Origin of the sequence: Nonomuraea sp. NPDC050680 (genome assembly GCF_040654555.1) — a bacterium.
In the GTDB taxonomy this organism is placed as follows: domain Bacteria; phylum Actinomycetota; class Actinomycetes; order Streptosporangiales; family Streptosporangiaceae; genus Nonomuraea.
In genome coordinates, this window is sequence record NZ_JBFAIF010000002.1 from 935,473 (window position 1) to 951,916 (window position 16,444).

The 16,444-nt window shown below is 67.6% G+C and carries 10 protein-coding genes; 4 read left to right on the plus strand and 6 right to left on the minus strand.

The features are described from left to right. Window positions 1–107 precede the first annotated feature (107 nt). Window positions 108–1,136, plus strand: coding sequence for a LacI family DNA-binding transcriptional regulator (locus AB0H88_RS10705; RefSeq protein ID WP_357643056.1), 1,029 nt, complete (start codon window positions 108–110; stop codon window positions 1,134–1,136). Between the two features lie 39 nt (window positions 1,137–1,175). Here the strand turns inward: AB0H88_RS10705 and AB0H88_RS10710 are convergent, their stop codons facing one another. The 5 genes from AB0H88_RS10710 to AB0H88_RS10730 form a co-directional block, all read right to left on the minus strand. Beyond that, window positions 1,176–2,195, minus strand: a complete 1,020-nt coding sequence (locus tag AB0H88_RS10710) for a LacI family DNA-binding transcriptional regulator (protein WP_357643057.1) — start codon at window positions 2,193–2,195, stop codon at window positions 1,176–1,178. 169 nt (window positions 2,196–2,364) lie between these two features. Further along, entirely contained in the window at window positions 2,365–3,810 is a 1,446-nt protein-coding gene (locus tag AB0H88_RS10715; RefSeq protein WP_357643058.1) for a non-reducing end alpha-L-arabinofuranosidase family hydrolase, read from the minus strand. Between the two features lie 90 nt (window positions 3,811–3,900). After that, window positions 3,901–5,925, minus strand: a complete 2,025-nt coding sequence (locus AB0H88_RS10720) for an RICIN domain-containing protein (protein WP_357643059.1) — start codon at window positions 5,923–5,925, stop codon at window positions 3,901–3,903. Next, window positions 5,922–6,077 (minus strand): hypothetical protein, encoded by a 156-nt coding sequence (locus tag AB0H88_RS10725; RefSeq protein WP_357643060.1) that lies wholly within the window; start codon window positions 6,075–6,077, stop codon window positions 5,922–5,924. The genes AB0H88_RS10720 and AB0H88_RS10725 overlap by 4 nt, the downstream gene beginning before the upstream one ends. Then, window positions 6,061–7,959, minus strand: a complete 1,899-nt coding sequence (locus AB0H88_RS10730; RefSeq protein ID WP_357643061.1) for a glycoside hydrolase family 127 protein — start codon at window positions 7,957–7,959, stop codon at window positions 6,061–6,063. Before AB0H88_RS10730 ends, AB0H88_RS10725 begins: the two co-directional genes overlap by 17 nt. Before the next feature lie 826 nt (window positions 7,960–8,785). On the opposite strand from AB0H88_RS10730, the gene AB0H88_RS10735 reads away from it, so the two are divergent. Beyond that, window positions 8,786–10,036, plus strand: coding sequence for a glycoside hydrolase family 30 beta sandwich domain-containing protein (locus AB0H88_RS10735; RefSeq protein ID WP_357643062.1), 1,251 nt, complete (start codon window positions 8,786–8,788; stop codon window positions 10,034–10,036). A 185-nt stretch (window positions 10,037–10,221) separates the two neighbouring features. Further along, window positions 10,222–11,307: a glycoside hydrolase family 43 protein gene (locus tag AB0H88_RS10740; RefSeq protein WP_357643063.1), complete on the plus strand. Its 1,086-nt coding sequence runs from the start codon at window positions 10,222–10,224 to the stop codon at window positions 11,305–11,307. 80 nt (window positions 11,308–11,387) lie between these two features. Here the strand turns inward: AB0H88_RS10740 and AB0H88_RS10745 are convergent, their stop codons facing one another. Next, window positions 11,388–12,692 (minus strand): ROK family protein, encoded by a 1,305-nt coding sequence (locus AB0H88_RS10745; RefSeq protein ID WP_357643064.1) that lies wholly within the window; start codon window positions 12,690–12,692, stop codon window positions 11,388–11,390. A gap of 212 nt (window positions 12,693–12,904) precedes the next feature. On the opposite strand from AB0H88_RS10745, the gene AB0H88_RS10750 reads away from it, so the two are divergent. Next, window positions 12,905–16,384 carry an alpha-N-acetylglucosaminidase TIM-barrel domain-containing protein gene (locus AB0H88_RS10750; protein ID WP_357643065.1) on the plus strand — a complete coding sequence of 1,160 codons (3,480 nt, stop codon included), beginning with the start codon at window positions 12,905–12,907 and terminating at the stop codon, window positions 16,382–16,384. The last annotated feature ends 60 nt before the right edge of the window (window positions 16,385–16,444 follow it).

Here is a 16,444-nt window from a genome sequence, read left to right on the forward strand (position 1 = left end):
CGTAGCTCGCCAACCTTCTGAGAGCCGGTCCCTCAGTCACCCCTTGACGGAGGCGGCCGACACCTACAGCGTGAAGGCCCTCGACATCTTTGGGGGTTACCGGTCACATGCCACCGAACGACACTCCTCCAGGCCGGTCCGCGAGCATCTGGGACGTCGCCCGGGTGGCCGGCGTCTCCCATCAGACCGTCTCCCGCGTCATCAACGACAAGACCCGCGTGAGCGAGTCAACCCGGGCCAAGGTGATGCGGGTCATCGCCGAGCTCGGCTACCGGCCCAACCGGTTCGCCCGGACGCTGGCCGGCGGCCCGGTGAGCTGGGTCACCGTGCTGACCTCGGACACCGCCCTGTTCGGCGCCGCCGCCACGCTGCGCGGCGTAGAGGAGGCGGCCAGGGCGGCCGGCTTCTCGGTGGGCATCAGCGTGCTGGAGCCGGGCGCGCGCGAAACGGACATCGCCCTGCGCCTCAACCGGCCCCAGGAGCCCGTCATGGTGATCGCCTACGACGGCCCCGGCGTGCGCGCGTTACGTGCGCTGCCGCCGGACGTGCTGGTGACAGCCGCGGTTGAACGGCCCGACAACGGCTCGGGCGACGACTCATGGCAGGTCTGGTTGGACGACCGGGCCGCGGCGGCGCACGCGACGCGCCACCTGCTGAGCCTGGGGCACAAGAGCGTCCACTACGTGTCCATCCCGTCCCCTACCAGTGCGCTTTCGCAACGGACCCGTGGCTGGCAGGACGCGCTGCGGGCGACCGGACGACCCCTGCCCGAGCCCCTGCAGGCCGGCTGGACTCCCCGCTCCGGGTACCTCGCGGTGCGCTCCCTGCTGGCGGACCGCTCGGTGACCGCCATCCTGTGCGGCAACGACGACCTCGCCCTGGGCGTCATGCGGGCCGCGCGCGAGGCCGGACGGGATATCCCCGGCGACCTCAGCGTGGTCGGCTTCGACGACACCCCGGCGTCGGCCTACCTCCACCCCTCGCTCACCACCGTACGGCTCGACTTCGAGGGTCTCGGCCGCGCGTGCTTCGGCCTGCTGCTCCGCAGGCTGCAGCCGGAGGCCGCCCTGTCCCTTCCGACCTGGAGCGAGCCGGAGCTCATCGCGCGGGAGAGCAGCGGCCCATCGCCGGCCTGACGCTCACCCGGCCGCCCCGCTGTCCTCGGAGGGCAGGCTTCAGCTCAGGCGCGCGGGAGGGCCAGTGCTGTCGCGGACGACGAGTTCAGTGGCGAGTTCGATGCGGCTCTGTGACAGCGGCTCGCCATGGGCGAGCTTCAGCACCATCGAGGTGGCCGCGGAGGCCATCTGTCTGAGGGGCTGGCGGATGGTGGTCAGCGGCGGGATGGCCCACCGTACCGAAGGCATGTCGTCGAAGCCGATCACGCTGAGATCGTCCGGAACGCGCAGGCCGAGCTGATGAGCCGCATGGTAGACGCCGATGGCCTGACCGTCGTTCGTGGCGAAGATCGCGGTCGGCCGGTCGGGCAGGCGCAACAGGTGTTGCGCTGCTGCCAGACCGCCCTCGATGAAAAAGTCCCCACGGGTGACCAACCGCGGGTCAACGGGCACGCCGGCCATGTCCAGGGCGGTGCGGTAGCCGTCGAGCCGGGCCCGGCTGGACAGTGCGGAGTCCGGCCCGGTGATGATGGCGATGCGGCGATGCCCGAGCTCCAAGAGATGGCGGGTGGCCGAAAGCCCGCCGTTCCAGTTGCCCGCACCGATCGACGGGATGTTCTTGCCGGGAGCGTCGGCCGGATCCAGCAGGACCAGCGGGATCTCGCGGCGGGTGAGCTGTTCGTGCTGGACTTCCGTCAGACCGGAGAACACGGCGATCACTCCGCTCGGACGGCGTCGCAGCACACCCTCCACCCAGGCGTCTGCAGCGGTGTGGTCGCGGCGGAGGTCCGATATTCCCACCATGAGCTCGTGCTCACGAGCCACCTCCGCCACACCGTTGGTGATCTCGACGGGATAGTCGCCCTCCAACGCATGGAAGACCAGCTCCACCACGGCCATCGAGGTGGATCGGCGTCGCTGCCGCCGGTAGCCGTACTGGCGGATGAGGTTCTCCACGGCGGCGCGGGTTTCGGACGACACCGCGGATCGGCCGTTCACTACCTTGGAGACCGTCGCGGTGGAAACTCCGGCCAGCTCGGCGAGCTGGGCGATGGTGAGGGGAGACGACTCCGTGGTCATGGCGGCAGTCTAGCTACGGAGGGCCGACAGGCGGCTCCGCACGACCCGGGCGGGCTCGGCCTTGCCCGAGCCCGCCACGCCGGCCGCGTGCGGTGATAGCGCTCACCCGATCGGCATACGCCTTTGCGGTGAACGTCAGGAACATCCAAGCCGGACCGGTGTCACGTCATCAGCGCTGCAGTGTCAGCAGACCCGGCCGGTAGGGCAGGAGGCCGTAGTCGCCGCCGGAGCTGGGGCTGCGTCCCTGGTAGAGCAATTGCAGATTGCAGGGATCGACGGTCATGGTCTGATCGGCGCTGGTGCGGATCAGTTCGCCGTGGCTGATGTCGTTGGTCCAGGTGGCGCCGCTGTTGGCCTTGCCGGCGAAGGGATTGCTCTCGGTCGCGGCCTGCGGTGTCCACGAGCCGTTCAGACTGGTGGCGGTGAACGAGCGGAAGTAGCGGCCCTGCGAGCCGATCGCCTCGACGATCATGAGGTATCGGTTCTGGCCCTGGAGCTTGTAGACCTGAACGGCTTCGAACAGGTTGTTCGTCGTGTCGCTCATGACCACCGTCGATGTGCTGCCGAAACTGCCCGGGAAGTTCCCGATCGGCATACTTGCCCGGTAGATCTTGCCGTTGTCCCCGGCGAAGAACAGGTACATGTTCGTGCTGTCACCGATGAGTGTCTGGTCGATGGGTCCTGTTCCGGAGCCGGAGATGCTGCCGGAGAAGAGCACCTGCTGCGATGACCAGCCATTCGGATTGGTGGGGTCGCTGGAGGTCCTGTAGGAGAAAGCGGTCCCACCCCACTGGTAGGCGAGCACCCAGAGGTTCCTCGGGGCGAAGTAGAGAAGCGTGGGCGCGACAGTCGAAGAAGACATCGTGTTCTGGCCGGCCGAGGCCATGTCGGACCAGTTGGTGAAGAGGCCGAAGTTCATCGAACCCCACTTCGTCCCCGTGTCGTGCGTCGTCGCGTAGACGAGATGCCTGCCGTTGTAAGGGGCGACGGTGAAGTCCTTGAGCGAGACCCACCCCGACTTCGGGCTGGCCAGCTGGCCCGTCGATGTCCAGCGATACGTCGACGGAAGATCGCACGTACCCGGGTTGCCGCCGTCGACGGGGACGAGTTGCCATTGTTGGTTGGTGCCGCCCCAGTCGTCGTATTGGACGATGTTGGCGCCGTCGGTGGTGGCGGCGCCTTGGACTTCGAGGGCTTTGTTGCTGTTGCGGTTGATCAGGCGTACGTAGCCGTCGGGGCTGTCGGTGAGTTTCCATTGTTGGTTGGTGCCGTTGCCGTCGGCCCATTGGACGATGGCGCCGCCGTTGGTGGTGGAGAAGTTGTAGACGTCCAGGACTTTGCCGGAGTGGCGGGATTTGAGGCGGTAGTAGCCGCCGCCGGAGTCGATGAACTGCCATTGCTGCTGGTTGCCGTTGTTGCGGGTCCACTGGGTGATGCGGCCGCCGTCGGCGGTGGACTGGTTGTAGACGTCCAGGGCTTTGCCGCTGTTGCGGTTGACCAGGACGTACCAGGCGTTGGGGTCGACGGTGGCCGCGTTGGCGGACTGACTGGCGACGAACAGGCCCGCCAGTAAGGTGGCCACCGTCGCGAGGACGGTCAAGAATCTCAATTTCACGATGTGCTCCGATTTATCGGACTCGGACGGTTGCACGTACCAGGCGTTGGTGTCGGTCGGCCCCGGGTTGGGAGAGCCGCCGTTGAGGAGTCAGGGGGTGGTGAGATCGAAGCGGCGCACGGTCACCGCGCCGCCGAGGGCCTGGGTGGCGTAGTTGAAGATCCCGAAGCGGTAACCCATGAAGAACTGCCAGGCGTTGTTCAAGGTGAAGGCCGGGCCCAGGTTCACGAAGGTGCTGCCGTCGGTGCTGTAGGAGAAGTGGGCCTGCCTGCCGGAACCTGGCCGGATGTCCGCGTTGACCCGCAACCAGAGCCGGCCGCCCGAGATGTTGGCACTCGCCGCCTCGGTACCGGTGCCGGTGGTCTGCCACGAACTGTTCATGGTCAGCCCGTTCGTCATCACGACCCGGTTGACGCCGTTGTCGCGTTTGACGCCGATCCAGGCCGACTGGTCGCGCAGCATGGCCAGCCCGGAGCGGTCGCCGTTGGCCATCTGTGAGTAGTCGAGCTCGATCGTCGCCGTGGACGACGGGCCCTGGATGCGGTGGGTCAGCGTGTTACGGGCGTTGTAGAGATCGCCTGTGACGGTCGCGGTCTGCAGACGCAGACCGTTGCCGGTGGAGAAGCGGCTGGTGTCGGGGTTGTGGTTCCACTCCCAGCGGTGGCCGAGGGTGTCCGAGGTGAAGGTGTCGGGACCGATCATGGATGCCACGGTCCGGCTGGGCTGAATATCCGGCTTCGGGTAGTTGACGCCCCAGCCGCCGTTGACGGTCTGCACGATCGGCCAGTCATCGGTCCAGGTGATCGGCGCGAGCGCCGGGACCCGGCCGCCGGGGTAGGCGTCGACGAACGACATGTAGTACCAGGCGCCGTTCTGGGTCTGGACGAGCCCGCCTTGGTGGGGGACGCCGCCGCCGGAGATGGGGCCGGGCATGTTGAGCAGGACCTGCCGCATCTCGTACGGGCCCCACGGCGATGTGGAGCGCAGCACGTACTGGCCGTTGGCCGGGCGGGTCAGCCAGATGTAGTAGTAGCCGTTCCGCTTGTAGAAGCGGGAGCCCTCCAGAGTGCCGATGCTGCTCGGGGTCTGGAACACCTGCTGGCTACGCACCTGGCTGAGCCCGTCGGCCGAGAGCTGGGCGACGCTGATGGTGCCGTTGCCGTAGGCGACGTACATGGTGTCGTTGGTGTCGATCAGCAGGCCGGCGTCGTAGTAGCAGTTGTTGATCCGCGAGCGCTTGGTCCACGTGCCGTCGACGGCGGAGGCGGTGTAGACGTAGGTCCGGTTGAACTCGACGCAGCCGATCCAGTAGTAGGTGCTGTTGCTGGGCCGGTAGTTCAGGGCCGAGGCCCAGATGCCCTTCACGTACGCCCGGCCGCCGTTGAGGTCGTAGGCGCCCGAGTCGAAGTCGAGCCTCGGGACCGAATGGCCGGCGTACTCCCAGTCGACCAGGTTGTAGGAGCGCAGGATTGGCGCGCCCGGCGAGTAGTGCATCGTCGAGGCCGAGTAGTAGTAGGCGTCGCCGACCCGGATGATGTCGCCGTCGGCGAAGTCCTGCCAGACGACCGGGTTGGTGTAGTTGCCGCCCGGATTCGGGTTGCCGCCGTCGACGGGGACGAGTTGCCATTGTTGGTTGGTGCCGCCCCAGTCGTCGTATTGGACGATGTTGGCGCCGTCGGTGGTGGCGGCGCCTTGGACTTCGAGGGCTTTGTTGCTGTTGCGGTTGATCAGGCGTACGTAGCCGTCGGGGCTGTCGGTGAGTTTCCATTGCTGGTTGGTGCCGTTGCCGTCGGCCCATTGGACGATGGCGCCGCCGTTGGTGGTGGAGAAGTTGTAGACGTCCAGGACTTTGCCGGAGTGGCGGGATTTGAGGCGATAGTAGCCGCCGCCGGAGTCGATGAACTGCCATTGCTGCTGGTTGCCGTTGTTGCGGGTCCACTGGGTGATGCGGCCGCCGTCGGCGGTGGACTGGTTGTAGACGTCCAGGGCTTTGCCGCTGTTGCGGTTGACCAGGACGTACCAGGCGTTGGGATCGACCGTCGCCGCTGACGCCTGGGCCGTGAGGAACACGCCCATGAGCAGCAGGGACGAGAGCACCGCGAGCAGGCGCCTCACAGGAACCTCCCAAGGTTGTTGTTCGAGCCGTTGTCGTCGGCGAGCACGAGCTGCGCGCCCTGAGAGGTGCCGGCCAGGCCGCCGTCGGCGGTGGAGATGTTCTGGATGCCGAGGGCCGGCCCGCTGGCCGCGCCGCTACCTCCCCTGACCACTGGTGTTCCAGTAGACGACGTAGTTGTGGCCGTGGGCGTCGTAGAACGGCTCCAGTCGCACCGATGCCCCGTTGGCGGTGGCCGTGAAGGCCAGGGACGAGGTGCTGGTCCGGGTGATCGATGAGAGGGCCAGCGTCGGGGCCGACGACAGGCTGGTGTTGCCGTAGACGCCCGACAACACGACCGGGCCGTAGGTGACGGCTTGCACGTTGGGGTTGTCATTGGCGGCCTTCATGACCACCCGCATGGGCAGTCGCACGGTCACGGTGTCGCCCGACGTCCACGAGCGGGTGAGGTCGGCGTAGGTGCCCGGAGCCGTGGCGACGGCCTGCTGGAGCCCGTTGACGCTGATCGTCGCGCCCTGGGTCCAGGCCGGGATGCGGACGCGCATCGTCCACGATCCGCTCACATTGCCGGTGACCTGTATGGACGTGGTGTCGCTGACCGGATACGAGGTTGTCTGGGTGACCGTGATGCCGCGTTGGCTCCAGTTGAGCGTGGAAGGCACGAACAGGTTCACGAACAGCGTGGTGCCGTTGTGGAAGTAGATCGAGTCCATCAGCTTGGTGTTGGTCTCGATCCCGCTGCCCTGGCAACACCAGAAGGAGTTGTAGTCCGTGCTCCACGTGCCGCCGCCCCAGGCCGGGCCGACGCCCCGGCGCCCGCCCGGGTTGAGCGGGGTGAAATAGGTGACGTGCCCGCGTGCGTCAGCCGGATTCTGCTGCCCGATCAGATGATTGAGCAGGGCGTTCTCGTAGTAGTCGAAGTAGGCGGCCCGGGCCGGCGACAGCAGCCACAGCTCCCGGGTCAGCTTGAGCATGTTGTAGGTGTTGCACGCCTCGCCGGTGTCCCTGGTCAGATGGGCGGCGATCGCGTTCGGGGCGCGGAAGTGCTCGGCCCGGCTGTTGGAGCCGTTCGCGTACGTGTGCGCTCCGACGGTGATGGACCAGGCGTTGGCGGCGATGTCGCGGTAGCGGGTGGTGCCCGTCGCCTTGTACTCGCGGGCCGCCCCGATCCACTTGGGCACCTGGGTGTTGGCGTGCAACCCGTTGAGCTGGTCCTGGTTCGCGGCCAGCGGGTTGAACACGGCCGCGTGGTCGAACCGCTGGGCCGTGGTCAGCCAGCGGGAGTCGCCGGTCATCTGGTACAGGTCCGTGAGCACGGCGTTCATGCCGCCGAACTCGGTGCCGAGCATGGCCTGCGTCTGGCTTGCGGTGAGCCGCGACGTGCGGGTGTCGACCCATCCGGCCAGTGCCAGCAAGACGGTCCGGGCCTGGGTGTTGCCGATCAGCCGCCACACGTCCAGCAGCCCCGCCAGGGTCTTGTGGATGCAGTAGTAGGGCACGTTGCCGTTGGTGAGCGTGCGGTTCTCCACGGCGGTGATGTCGGACTCGGGGAAGCCGGACAGATAGCCGCTGGTGAACCCGGCGGCGCCGTTGTTGGCCTGGCATTTGGCCAGTTCGGCGACCATGCGGTCGGCCTTGTCCCGGCAGGTGGTGTCGCCGAGCACAGCGTAGGCCTGCGCCCACGCCGTCAGGAAATGGCCCTGCGTGTGGGAGCGGAACGGGAAGCTGGGCGCGTCCCAGCCTCCGTTGGCCGCCGCGCCGTTGGTGGACAGGCGGTGGTTGGCCCGGAAGACGTACAGCAGCCGGTCGACATCGACGAAGCGCAGGTAGTTCAGCGTGCGGTTCTGATTGTCCAGCCAGCGGCCGGAGGTCAGCCGGACCTGGCCGAGATCGAACTCGTAGGCCGAGACGCCGATGTCGGATCTGGCCCAGGGGAGTGCGGCCAGAGCGGGGGACGTGCCGATTACCTGGCCGGCAGCCGAGAGCGCGACGGTCGCGCCCGCAGCTTGAAAGAGCCGGCGACGGCTCAAGGGCATGAGAAGCTCCTTGGATGTCAGCGGTGAGGATGGCGGCCATAGATTTGTTAGCGCTAACATCGAATCTTGCTCAGCTGCGCCTACCTTCGGTGAGTGCGTTGTCGCGGAGTACATCCGACAGTCCGGCCCGCGTCAACGAGGGGCGGACCTCGCCGACTCGGGCGTGGGCACGGAACATCTTCCCGGCCTGGAGCTTCGCCTTCGGGAAGCTCGAGCCGCGCTGCCTGTGCATGTGAAAGTTTCACAGAAGTAACCCGTTGGCAACGGGTAACTTGCGACGCTTTCGGAGTTAACTTGCTGTCTCCAGGCGTGGCTACGCCGGCACATGCTTGCCCCAGCTGCGTTACCAGCGCATCGCGGTGGTCGGCGGGCCCGCATTCCCGCTCTTCGGTGAGGTCAGCCCGCATCGTCAGCGGCGATATGCCGAAATGGCGCTGGGCTCCACCGTCACGCAACGCCCTCTGCCCCGCGACTATTTGATCTTAGTTAAGTTTCTTCCGTGTGAACGGTTGACGAGCCGCAGTCAGGGCCTTACCTTCCTGCAAGAGATGTTAGCGCGAACAATCGGCGCTCTCCGGGAAGGTTGTCGGCCATGACCTGACCCATGTGAGCTTCATCGAAGTGACTTGGTGACACGTAACCCAAGCGCGTGTTCCTTCTCCGCTGGGAGCGCTCCCATAGGACGGCAGAACGACCGGGCCAACGGGGCCGGAAAAATGCACGGACTCAGCACCAATAGCCAAGAGGAGGAGATATGACGCACGGTCGGAATGAGTCTGTCAGCAGCGAGCGAGGATCGCTGAGCCGGAGAAGCGTACTGGCGACGATGGGGGCTCTGCCGGTCCTCACCGTCGCGGCGTCGGCCACAGAGGCCTCGGCGGCCTCGGCGGCCTCGGCCGTGACGGCCGCCGCCGCGGTGATCATCGATCCGTCGGCACGGCGGCAGACGATACGAGGCTTCGGCGGTATGACCCACACGGCCTGGATCGGCGACCTCACGGCTGCCCAGCGGGACACGGCGTTCGGCACCGGCGAGGGTCGGCTGGGATTCTCCGTGCTGAGGATCCCCGTCCCCGAGAACCAGGCGGACTGGAGCCGTGACGTGGCGACGGCGAAGCGCGCGATCGAGCTCGGGGCGACCGTCATCGCGTCCCCCTGGAATCCCCCCGCCCGCATGGTCGAGACCTTCGTCCGTGGCAGTCAGAACAACGCCAGACGCCTCAGATACGACATGTACGGCGCCTATGCCCAGCACCTGAACGACTTCACCGCATTCATGCGGAACAACGGGGTGAACCTGTACGGCATCTCCGTGCAGAACGAGCCCGACTACGCGCATGATTGGACGTGGTGGACTCCCACTGAAATGGTGCGGTTCTTACGGGAGAACGCCGGCTCGATCAGCACCAGGGTCATCGCGCCCGAGTCCTTCCAGTACCTGAAGAACATGTCGGACCCGATCCTCAACGACCCCACGGCGCTCGCCAACGTGGACATCATCGGGGCGCACCTCTACGGCACCTCGTTCGCGAACTTCCCCTATCCCCTCTTCAAGCAGAAGGGCGCGGGCAAAGAACTCTGGATGACCGAGGTCTACTACCCCAACAGCACCGATTCGGCGGACCTCTGGCCCCAGGCGCTCGACGTGGGGGAGCACATCCACCGCGCCATGGTGGACGCCGAGTTCCAGGCCTACATCTGGTGGTACATCCGGCGCAGCTACGGGCCCATGCGGGAGGACGGCCAGATCAGCAAGCGCGGCGCCAACATGGCGCACTTCGCCAGGTTCGTCCGCCCCGGATACGTGCGGATCGAGGCGACGAAAAACCCGGCGTCGAACGTCTACGTGTCGGCGTACCTGGGTGGCAACTCCACGGTCGCCATCGTCGCCATCAACAAGGGGACCGCCGCGGTGAGCCAGCAGTTCACCCTGGCGAACGGCACCGCCTCCCGTGTCTCGTCCTGGCTGACCGACGCGAGCAGGAACGTCGCGCCCCAGGGCACGACCGGGGTATCGAACGGCTCCTTCACCGTCACGCTTCCCGCTCGAAGCGTGACGACCTACGTGACGGCGTGACCCAGACTGCCGGTGGCATCGACACCAGCGCGTGGCACGTGCCGGCTACTACCGCCTCAAGTCCCGCCACTCCGGCAAAGTCCTGGACGTCGATCACTTCTCCGGGCGAGTCCTTGAATGAGCGCCGAATCTTTTAGTAAATTTACTTAAAGATTTCCTGCGGACCCGCAGGTAGAAGGAGCCTCATGAAAAGACGTGCACTTCGACCGATGATCGCCGCCCTCGCCCTGACCGCCATCGGCGGCACCGCCGCTTCTCCCGCCAACGCCGCACCAGCCGCGGAGCAGCCCGTGACCTTCGCCCGCACCACCCTGGGCGGTGCCGACCCGAGTGTCATCCGGGTCGGCAACCTCTACGTCGCAGCCAAGTCGGTGAACGGCGGCGTGGCCGTACGGACGGCGACCACTCTCGAGGGCATCGCCGGCGCGCCCCCGCGCCAGGTGTGGAAGGACACCGGCAACCTCGGTGAGGTGTGGGCGCCCGAGATCGTGCACCACAACGGCGAATACCACATCTACTTCTCGGCGGGCCGCAGCGCCGCCCATCGGATGTACCACATCAGCTCCGCCACCGCCGACTCCGGCTATTCCGCCGCGACGAAGGTCGCCCTGCCCGGCGACAAGTGGGCCATCGACGGCGCGCCGTTCACCTTCAACGGCCAGCGCTGGTTCGTGTGGTCCGGCTGGGCGGGCGACACCAACGTCGAGCAGAACCTCTACGTCGCCCGGATGAGCGGCCCGACCACGGCCACCGGCGGCCGTTACATCATCTCCCAGCCGCGGGAACCGTGGGAGCGGGTCGTCGGCAACCCGTTCATCAACGAGGCTCCCCAGCCGATCCTCGACCCGAACGGGCAGTTGCACATCGTGTACTCCGCGAACGGCAGCTGGAGCAGCAAGTACTGCCTCGCCGATCTGCGGCTGCGCGCCGGTGGTGACCCGACGAACGTGTGGGACTGGTACAAGAGCAATGGTTGCCTGTTCGGCTCGTACGCGGCGTACATGATGGCTGGCTGGACCCCGACGCTGCAGGTGGACGGCCCGGGCCACCACACGTTCGTGCTGGAGCGCGGGGACATCGCCACCAGCCCGCCGTCCGGCAACCGGTTCCCGACCATGTACCACGCTGTCGCCAAGGGCACGCCGTACGAGTGGTCCAACCGCTACTGGTACACCGGCACGGCCGTCTGGTGGGGCAAGACCACCTACCGGCGGGCGAACGTGCCCGGCGCCAACACCGACGTCGGGTACAGCCTCAAGTTCTTCGAATGACGCGTCCGCGACCCCTGATCCGCCGTCCTTGGAATGGCAGTGCCCCGCGCTGATCGACGGTGTGGCCGCGCATGTATCGGTCAGCAGACGGCCAGGGTGTCGCGCCATACCCCGTCCAGGGCCATCTGGATCGCGCCGGTGAGCACAGTGCCCTCGGCCAGCTCCGACAGTTCCACGCTGGGCGGGGTGAGGGTCAGGTCTTCGAGGTGCCGGGCGATCGCGTCCAGCAAGACCGCGCCGGCCCGGGCGATGCCGCCACCGATCACGATCACATGCGGGGACAGCACGAGGACGACGGGCGCGATCGCCTCGGCGAAGACGGCGGCGACCCGGTCGACGACCTCGGCGGCGATCGGGTCGCCCCCGGCGGCGGCCGCGAAGACGGCGGCCGCGTCCGTCGCACGGGCGAGCCCCGACTCCGGATGCCCGGCGGCGCGGTGGCGGGCGAGATTGACGATCGCCTCGGCGCCGATCGCGCGCTCCAGCGGCCCACGACCGTCCCCAGCCGCGTCGGGAAGGTCTGCGTCGGGAAGGTCTGTGTTGGGAAGGTCTGTGTTGGGAAGGTCTGTGTTGGGAAGGTCTGTGTTGGGAAGGTCTGTGTTGGGAAGGTCTGTGTTGGAACCTGTGTTGGGGAGGTTACCGGCAGGACGGATGAAGCCGATCTCACCGGCCTGGCCCGCGCCCCGATGCAGCCGCCCGTCGATGACGACACCGGCGCCGAGCCGTTCGCCCCACTGAACCGCGAGCAGGGTGCCCGCGCCGGTGCGTTGGTGGGCGGCCGCCAGCGCGGCCAGGTTCGCGTCGTTCTCCACCGTGACCGCGCACCTGAAATGAGCGCGCAGGCGGCCGGCGAGGTCGATCTCCGACCAGCCCGGCACACTCGGGACGAACAGCACGCGGCCGGTGGTCTCCTCGACGATGCCCGGGGTCGCCGCGGTGACCGCCGTGATCTGCTCGGCGGCCAGGCCGGCCGTCGCCAGAGCCTCGTCCGTCACCTCATCGACCGCCTCGAGCAGGTGCCGGGCGCTGCGATGACGGACCGTCCGGCGAATCACCGCGAGGCGCTCACCGGCCAGGTCGGCGATCCCCGCCGTCACGGTGTGCGGGCCGACGTCCAGGCCGAGTACGGGTGCCGCCCGGCCGTTCAATGAGAAGCGCGTCGCCGGTCTGCCCACAGTGGCCGGCCGGGGTGCGTGCTGCCGGAGCCAGCCGGCGGCCAGCAGATCCTCCACGGCTTGGGCGACCGTCGGGCGGGTGAGTTCGGTCAACTGGCTGAGTTCGGCCAGCCGCACGGGCTCGGGCGCGCGCCGTCGGACCGCGTCGAGCACCGCGGCCCGGTTCATCCTCCGCAGCACCGGGGTACCCGCTGGCCGCTCCTCCATCATCCGCGCCCCCTGCTGTCCGGTTCATGAATATCTGTCGGGAGATCTTGACCTCTGGTCACCTGCGGCTGAGTATATTTCGCAAAGACGTTACGAAAAGTCTTTACATAACTTCTTCTCCAGTAGGCCCCTTAGTCGCCCCCCTCGGAGGTGGCCGCCCGATGACCCGTTCCGGCGAACCCCACAGCCCCTTACCGCGTCGATGGCGAACGCACTTGACGGCACTCGCCGCCGTCCTGCTCACGATGCTCACCGCCCCGTTCCTCTCCCCGCCCAAGGCGGCGGCCGACACGCCCGCCCGGTTCGACAGCCCAGCGGCGCAGGCCCTGGACCGGTTGATCGGGACATCGCGCGCCAAGCAGGTCACCCTGCGCACGATCGACAAGGGCACGGGCCGAGACCGGTTCCAGGTGTACGGTGCCAACGGCCGCCTCGTCGTCGCCGGCACGACGCCCGCGGTTCAGCTGACCGGCTTCGGCTACTACCTGCGTCAGGTGGCCCACGCCGACATCGCGATCAACGGCTCCCAGGTCGACCTGCCCCAGCGTCTCCCGTTGCCCGCGGCGCCCATCGCCAGAGACTCCTCAGTGGATCACCGCTTCGCCCTCAACGACACCAACCAGGGCTATGCGGGGGCGTATCTGAGCTGGGCGGAGTGGCAGCGGCGAATCGATGTCCTCGCCCTGCACGGCATCAACGAAGTGCTCGTCTACGAGGGACAGGAAGCGGTCTACCAGCGTACTTTCATGGAGTTCGGCTACTCCGACGAGCAGATGCGCCAGTGGATCCCGCAGCCGGGCCACCAATCCTGGTGGCTGCTGCAGAACATGTGCTGCACCGACAGCCCCATCTCTCAGCAGCTCATCGATCAGCGGGTCCAACTCGGCCGCAAGATGGCTGACCGCCTGCGTTCGCTGGGCATGGTCCCTGTGCTGCCCGGCTATTTCGGCACCGTGCCGACCGACTTCAAGGTCCGCAATCCGGAAGCCAACACCGTCCCGCAGGGCACCTGGAACCAGCTCGAACGCCCCCACTGGCTCGACCCGACAGGTTCGATCTTCACGCGCGTCGCGGCCACGTTCTACCGGGTGCAGAGCGAACTGTTCGGTTCCAGCACGATGTACAAGATGGACCTGCTCCACGAGGGCGGCACGGCCGGAAAGGTCAACGTCGCACAGGCCTCGCAAGCCGTACAGCGGGCCTTGAACACCGCCCATCCAGATGCACTGTGGACGATCCTGGGATGGCAGAGCAACCCGCTGCCGGCGACGCTTCAGGCCATCGACCGGAGCAAGATGTTCATCGTCGACGGCATCAGCGAGGAACCCGGCATCACCGACCGGGACAAGGACTTCCTCGGCACCGGGTACGCGTTCGGCACCATCTGGAACTTCGGCGGTCACTTCAACCTCGGCGCCCGGCTGACGCTGTGGAACGAGAAGTTCCACGCCTGGCGCGACAAGCCCGGTACGGCCATGAACGGCATCGCGCTGATGCCGGAGGCCATCGACAACAACCCGGCCGCGGTCGCGTTCTTCACCGACCTGGCGTGGCAGGACAGCCCGGTCGACATGCGGCAGTGGTTCGCCGACTACGCCACCGCCCGGTACGGCGCTGAGGATCCGCACGCCAAGGCGGCCTGGCAGATCCTCCTCGACACCGTCTACAGCTGGCCCGCCGGCGCCGACTCACGGCACGTCACCGGCCTGTACGACGACGAGCCCGGCCTGGCGAACACCGGCTACCCGCTGCAGTACGACATCGCCGCCTTCGACAAGGCGCTCGACGAGCTGCTCCAGATCGACCGGCGCCTGCGCGGTTCCGGCGCTTACCGCTACGACCTGGTCGACGTCGCGCGGCAGGTGCTGGCCAACCACAGCCGGCTGCGGCTCCCCAAGATCCGTGCCGCCTACCGTGCCAAGGATCTCGCCCGCTTCGAGCGCCTCACCGGCCAGTGGATGGACCAGCTGCGCCAGATGGACCAGCTGCTCGGCACCGACGAGAACTTCCTGCTCGGGACATGGCAGAAGGAAGCCCGCCGGCAGGCCGCCACTCCGGCTGAGGCGGCGACCCTGGACTACAACCTCAAGTCGCTGGTCACGCTCTGGGCCGGCGGCGCCCGTCTGCAGGACTACGCCCGCAGGGAGATGAACGGCCTCGTCGGGCAGTACTACGCGAAGCGCTGGCAGCTGTTCTTCGACGGCCTGAAGACCGCGCTGCGCTCGGGCAAGGATTACCCCGAGCCGATCGACTGGATGGCCGTCGCCCAGGACTGGGCCAAGGCCGGCACCAAGCTGGCGTCTGAGCCACGTGGAAACGCCTACGTCGAAGCGAGCAAGGTGGCCGCACAGCCGGACGGCGCGGTGACCGTCGGAGTCGACCGCAAGGGCGTCAAGCCGGGTGGGGTCGTACAGGTGACCGCCGTGTTCACCAACGACAACGCGCTGCGGCCCACCGACAGGGTGACGCTCCGGCTCGATGCCCCGCACGGATACCAGGTGCGGGCGACCTCCCCGGTCCGCGCCGAGCATGTCGCCCCGCGCGACAAGCTCACCGTGACGTGGACGGTGACCGTTCCCGCCGGCGAGGCTCCGGGCGGTACCCCGGCGCTGGACGTCACCGCCTCCTGGCGATCCGACGACCTCGCCCAGCAGGACATGGCCTCGACCCGCCTGCTGATCGCCGGAGCCGCGCCCGCGTCGTACAAGACGATGAGCAACACGCTGGCCGAGTTCGCTCCCACCGGCGACGGGATCGCGATCGCGGCGAGCGGCGCGGACCTTTGGAAGGAGACCAACGAGCTGGCCACCGCCTACCGCGCGGACGCCTTGGCCGACGGGCAGCAGCTCGCCAGCACGGTGCTGCGGCAGGACGGTTCGTCGGAGTGGACCCGGTCCGGGCTGGTGGTGAGCGACGATCTGGCCACTTCCGGGTCCACCGGCTACGCGAACATCGCGGTCACTCCCGGTCACGGCTGCGTGTTCAGCTGGGATTCCGACGGCAATGGGCAGCTCGACTCGTACGCCGAAGTGGGTGGATTCACCCCGCCCGTACGCGTGCGCATCGGAAGGTCCGGCGACCGGCTCACCGGCTCGTGCGGCAGCGACGGCAAGAACTGGTCGGTGATCGGGTCGGCCCGCGTCCCGGGCAGCGGCGCCGCGCTCGACGTCGGCCTGTTCGTCAGCGCGGCCGACCGGGACACCGGCCAGCAGGCGATCGCCGTGCTGACCGATCCCGCGTCGACCCCGTCGACCGCACGCGACGGCGCGCAGGACACGCTGCAGAGCCTCCGCAAACCGGTCACAGCGCTGAGCTGGGAGTCGGGCCGGGGCCCCGAGTACGCGAACGACGGCAACCGGGCCAACTCCCCGTACTTCGCCAGCCAGATGACCTGGGACACCACCTGGTGGAAGGTCGATCTGGAAGGGGTCAACGACATCTCACGCGTCAACGTGCGCAACTATGTCGGAGGCGGGCGCTACTACGAGTACCGGCTGGAGGGCAGCCTCGACGGCGTCACCTGGTACACCCTCGGTGGCCGTCGTGGCCCCCGGGCCGCGACCGACGCTGGAGACACGATCACCACTGAGGCGAAGGCCCGCTACGTCCGGGTGATCGGCACCCACAACACCGCCAACCTGTCCTTCCACCTCACCGAGGTCAGCGTGTACGGCACGCCTACGTCACGCAGGTGAACGCCGCTGTCATCAGCCGCTCCCTGACTCCGGCCCAGGCCGCCATCCTCAAGAAGCTGG

Excerpts from the sequence above, each read along its gene's own strand:
- AB0H88_RS10705 (WP_357643056.1), top strand. The coding sequence starts at position 108 with ATGCCACCGAACGACACTCCTCCAGGCCGGTCCGCGAGCATCTGGGAC.
- AB0H88_RS10710 (WP_357643057.1), bottom strand. The coding sequence starts at position 2,195 with ATGACCACGGAGTCGTCTCCCCTCACCATCGCCCAGCTCGCCGAGCTG.
- AB0H88_RS10730 (WP_357643061.1), bottom strand. The coding sequence starts at position 7,959 with ATGCCCTTGAGCCGTCGCCGGCTCTTTCAAGCTGCGGGCGCGACCGTC.
- AB0H88_RS10735 (WP_357643062.1), top strand. The coding sequence starts at position 8,786 with ATGGGGGCTCTGCCGGTCCTCACCGTCGCGGCGTCGGCCACAGAGGCC.
- AB0H88_RS10740 (WP_357643063.1), top strand. The coding sequence starts at position 10,222 with ATGAAAAGACGTGCACTTCGACCGATGATCGCCGCCCTCGCCCTGACC.
- AB0H88_RS10745 (WP_357643064.1), bottom strand. The coding sequence starts at position 12,692 with ATGATGGAGGAGCGGCCAGCGGGTACCCCGGTGCTGCGGAGGATGAAC.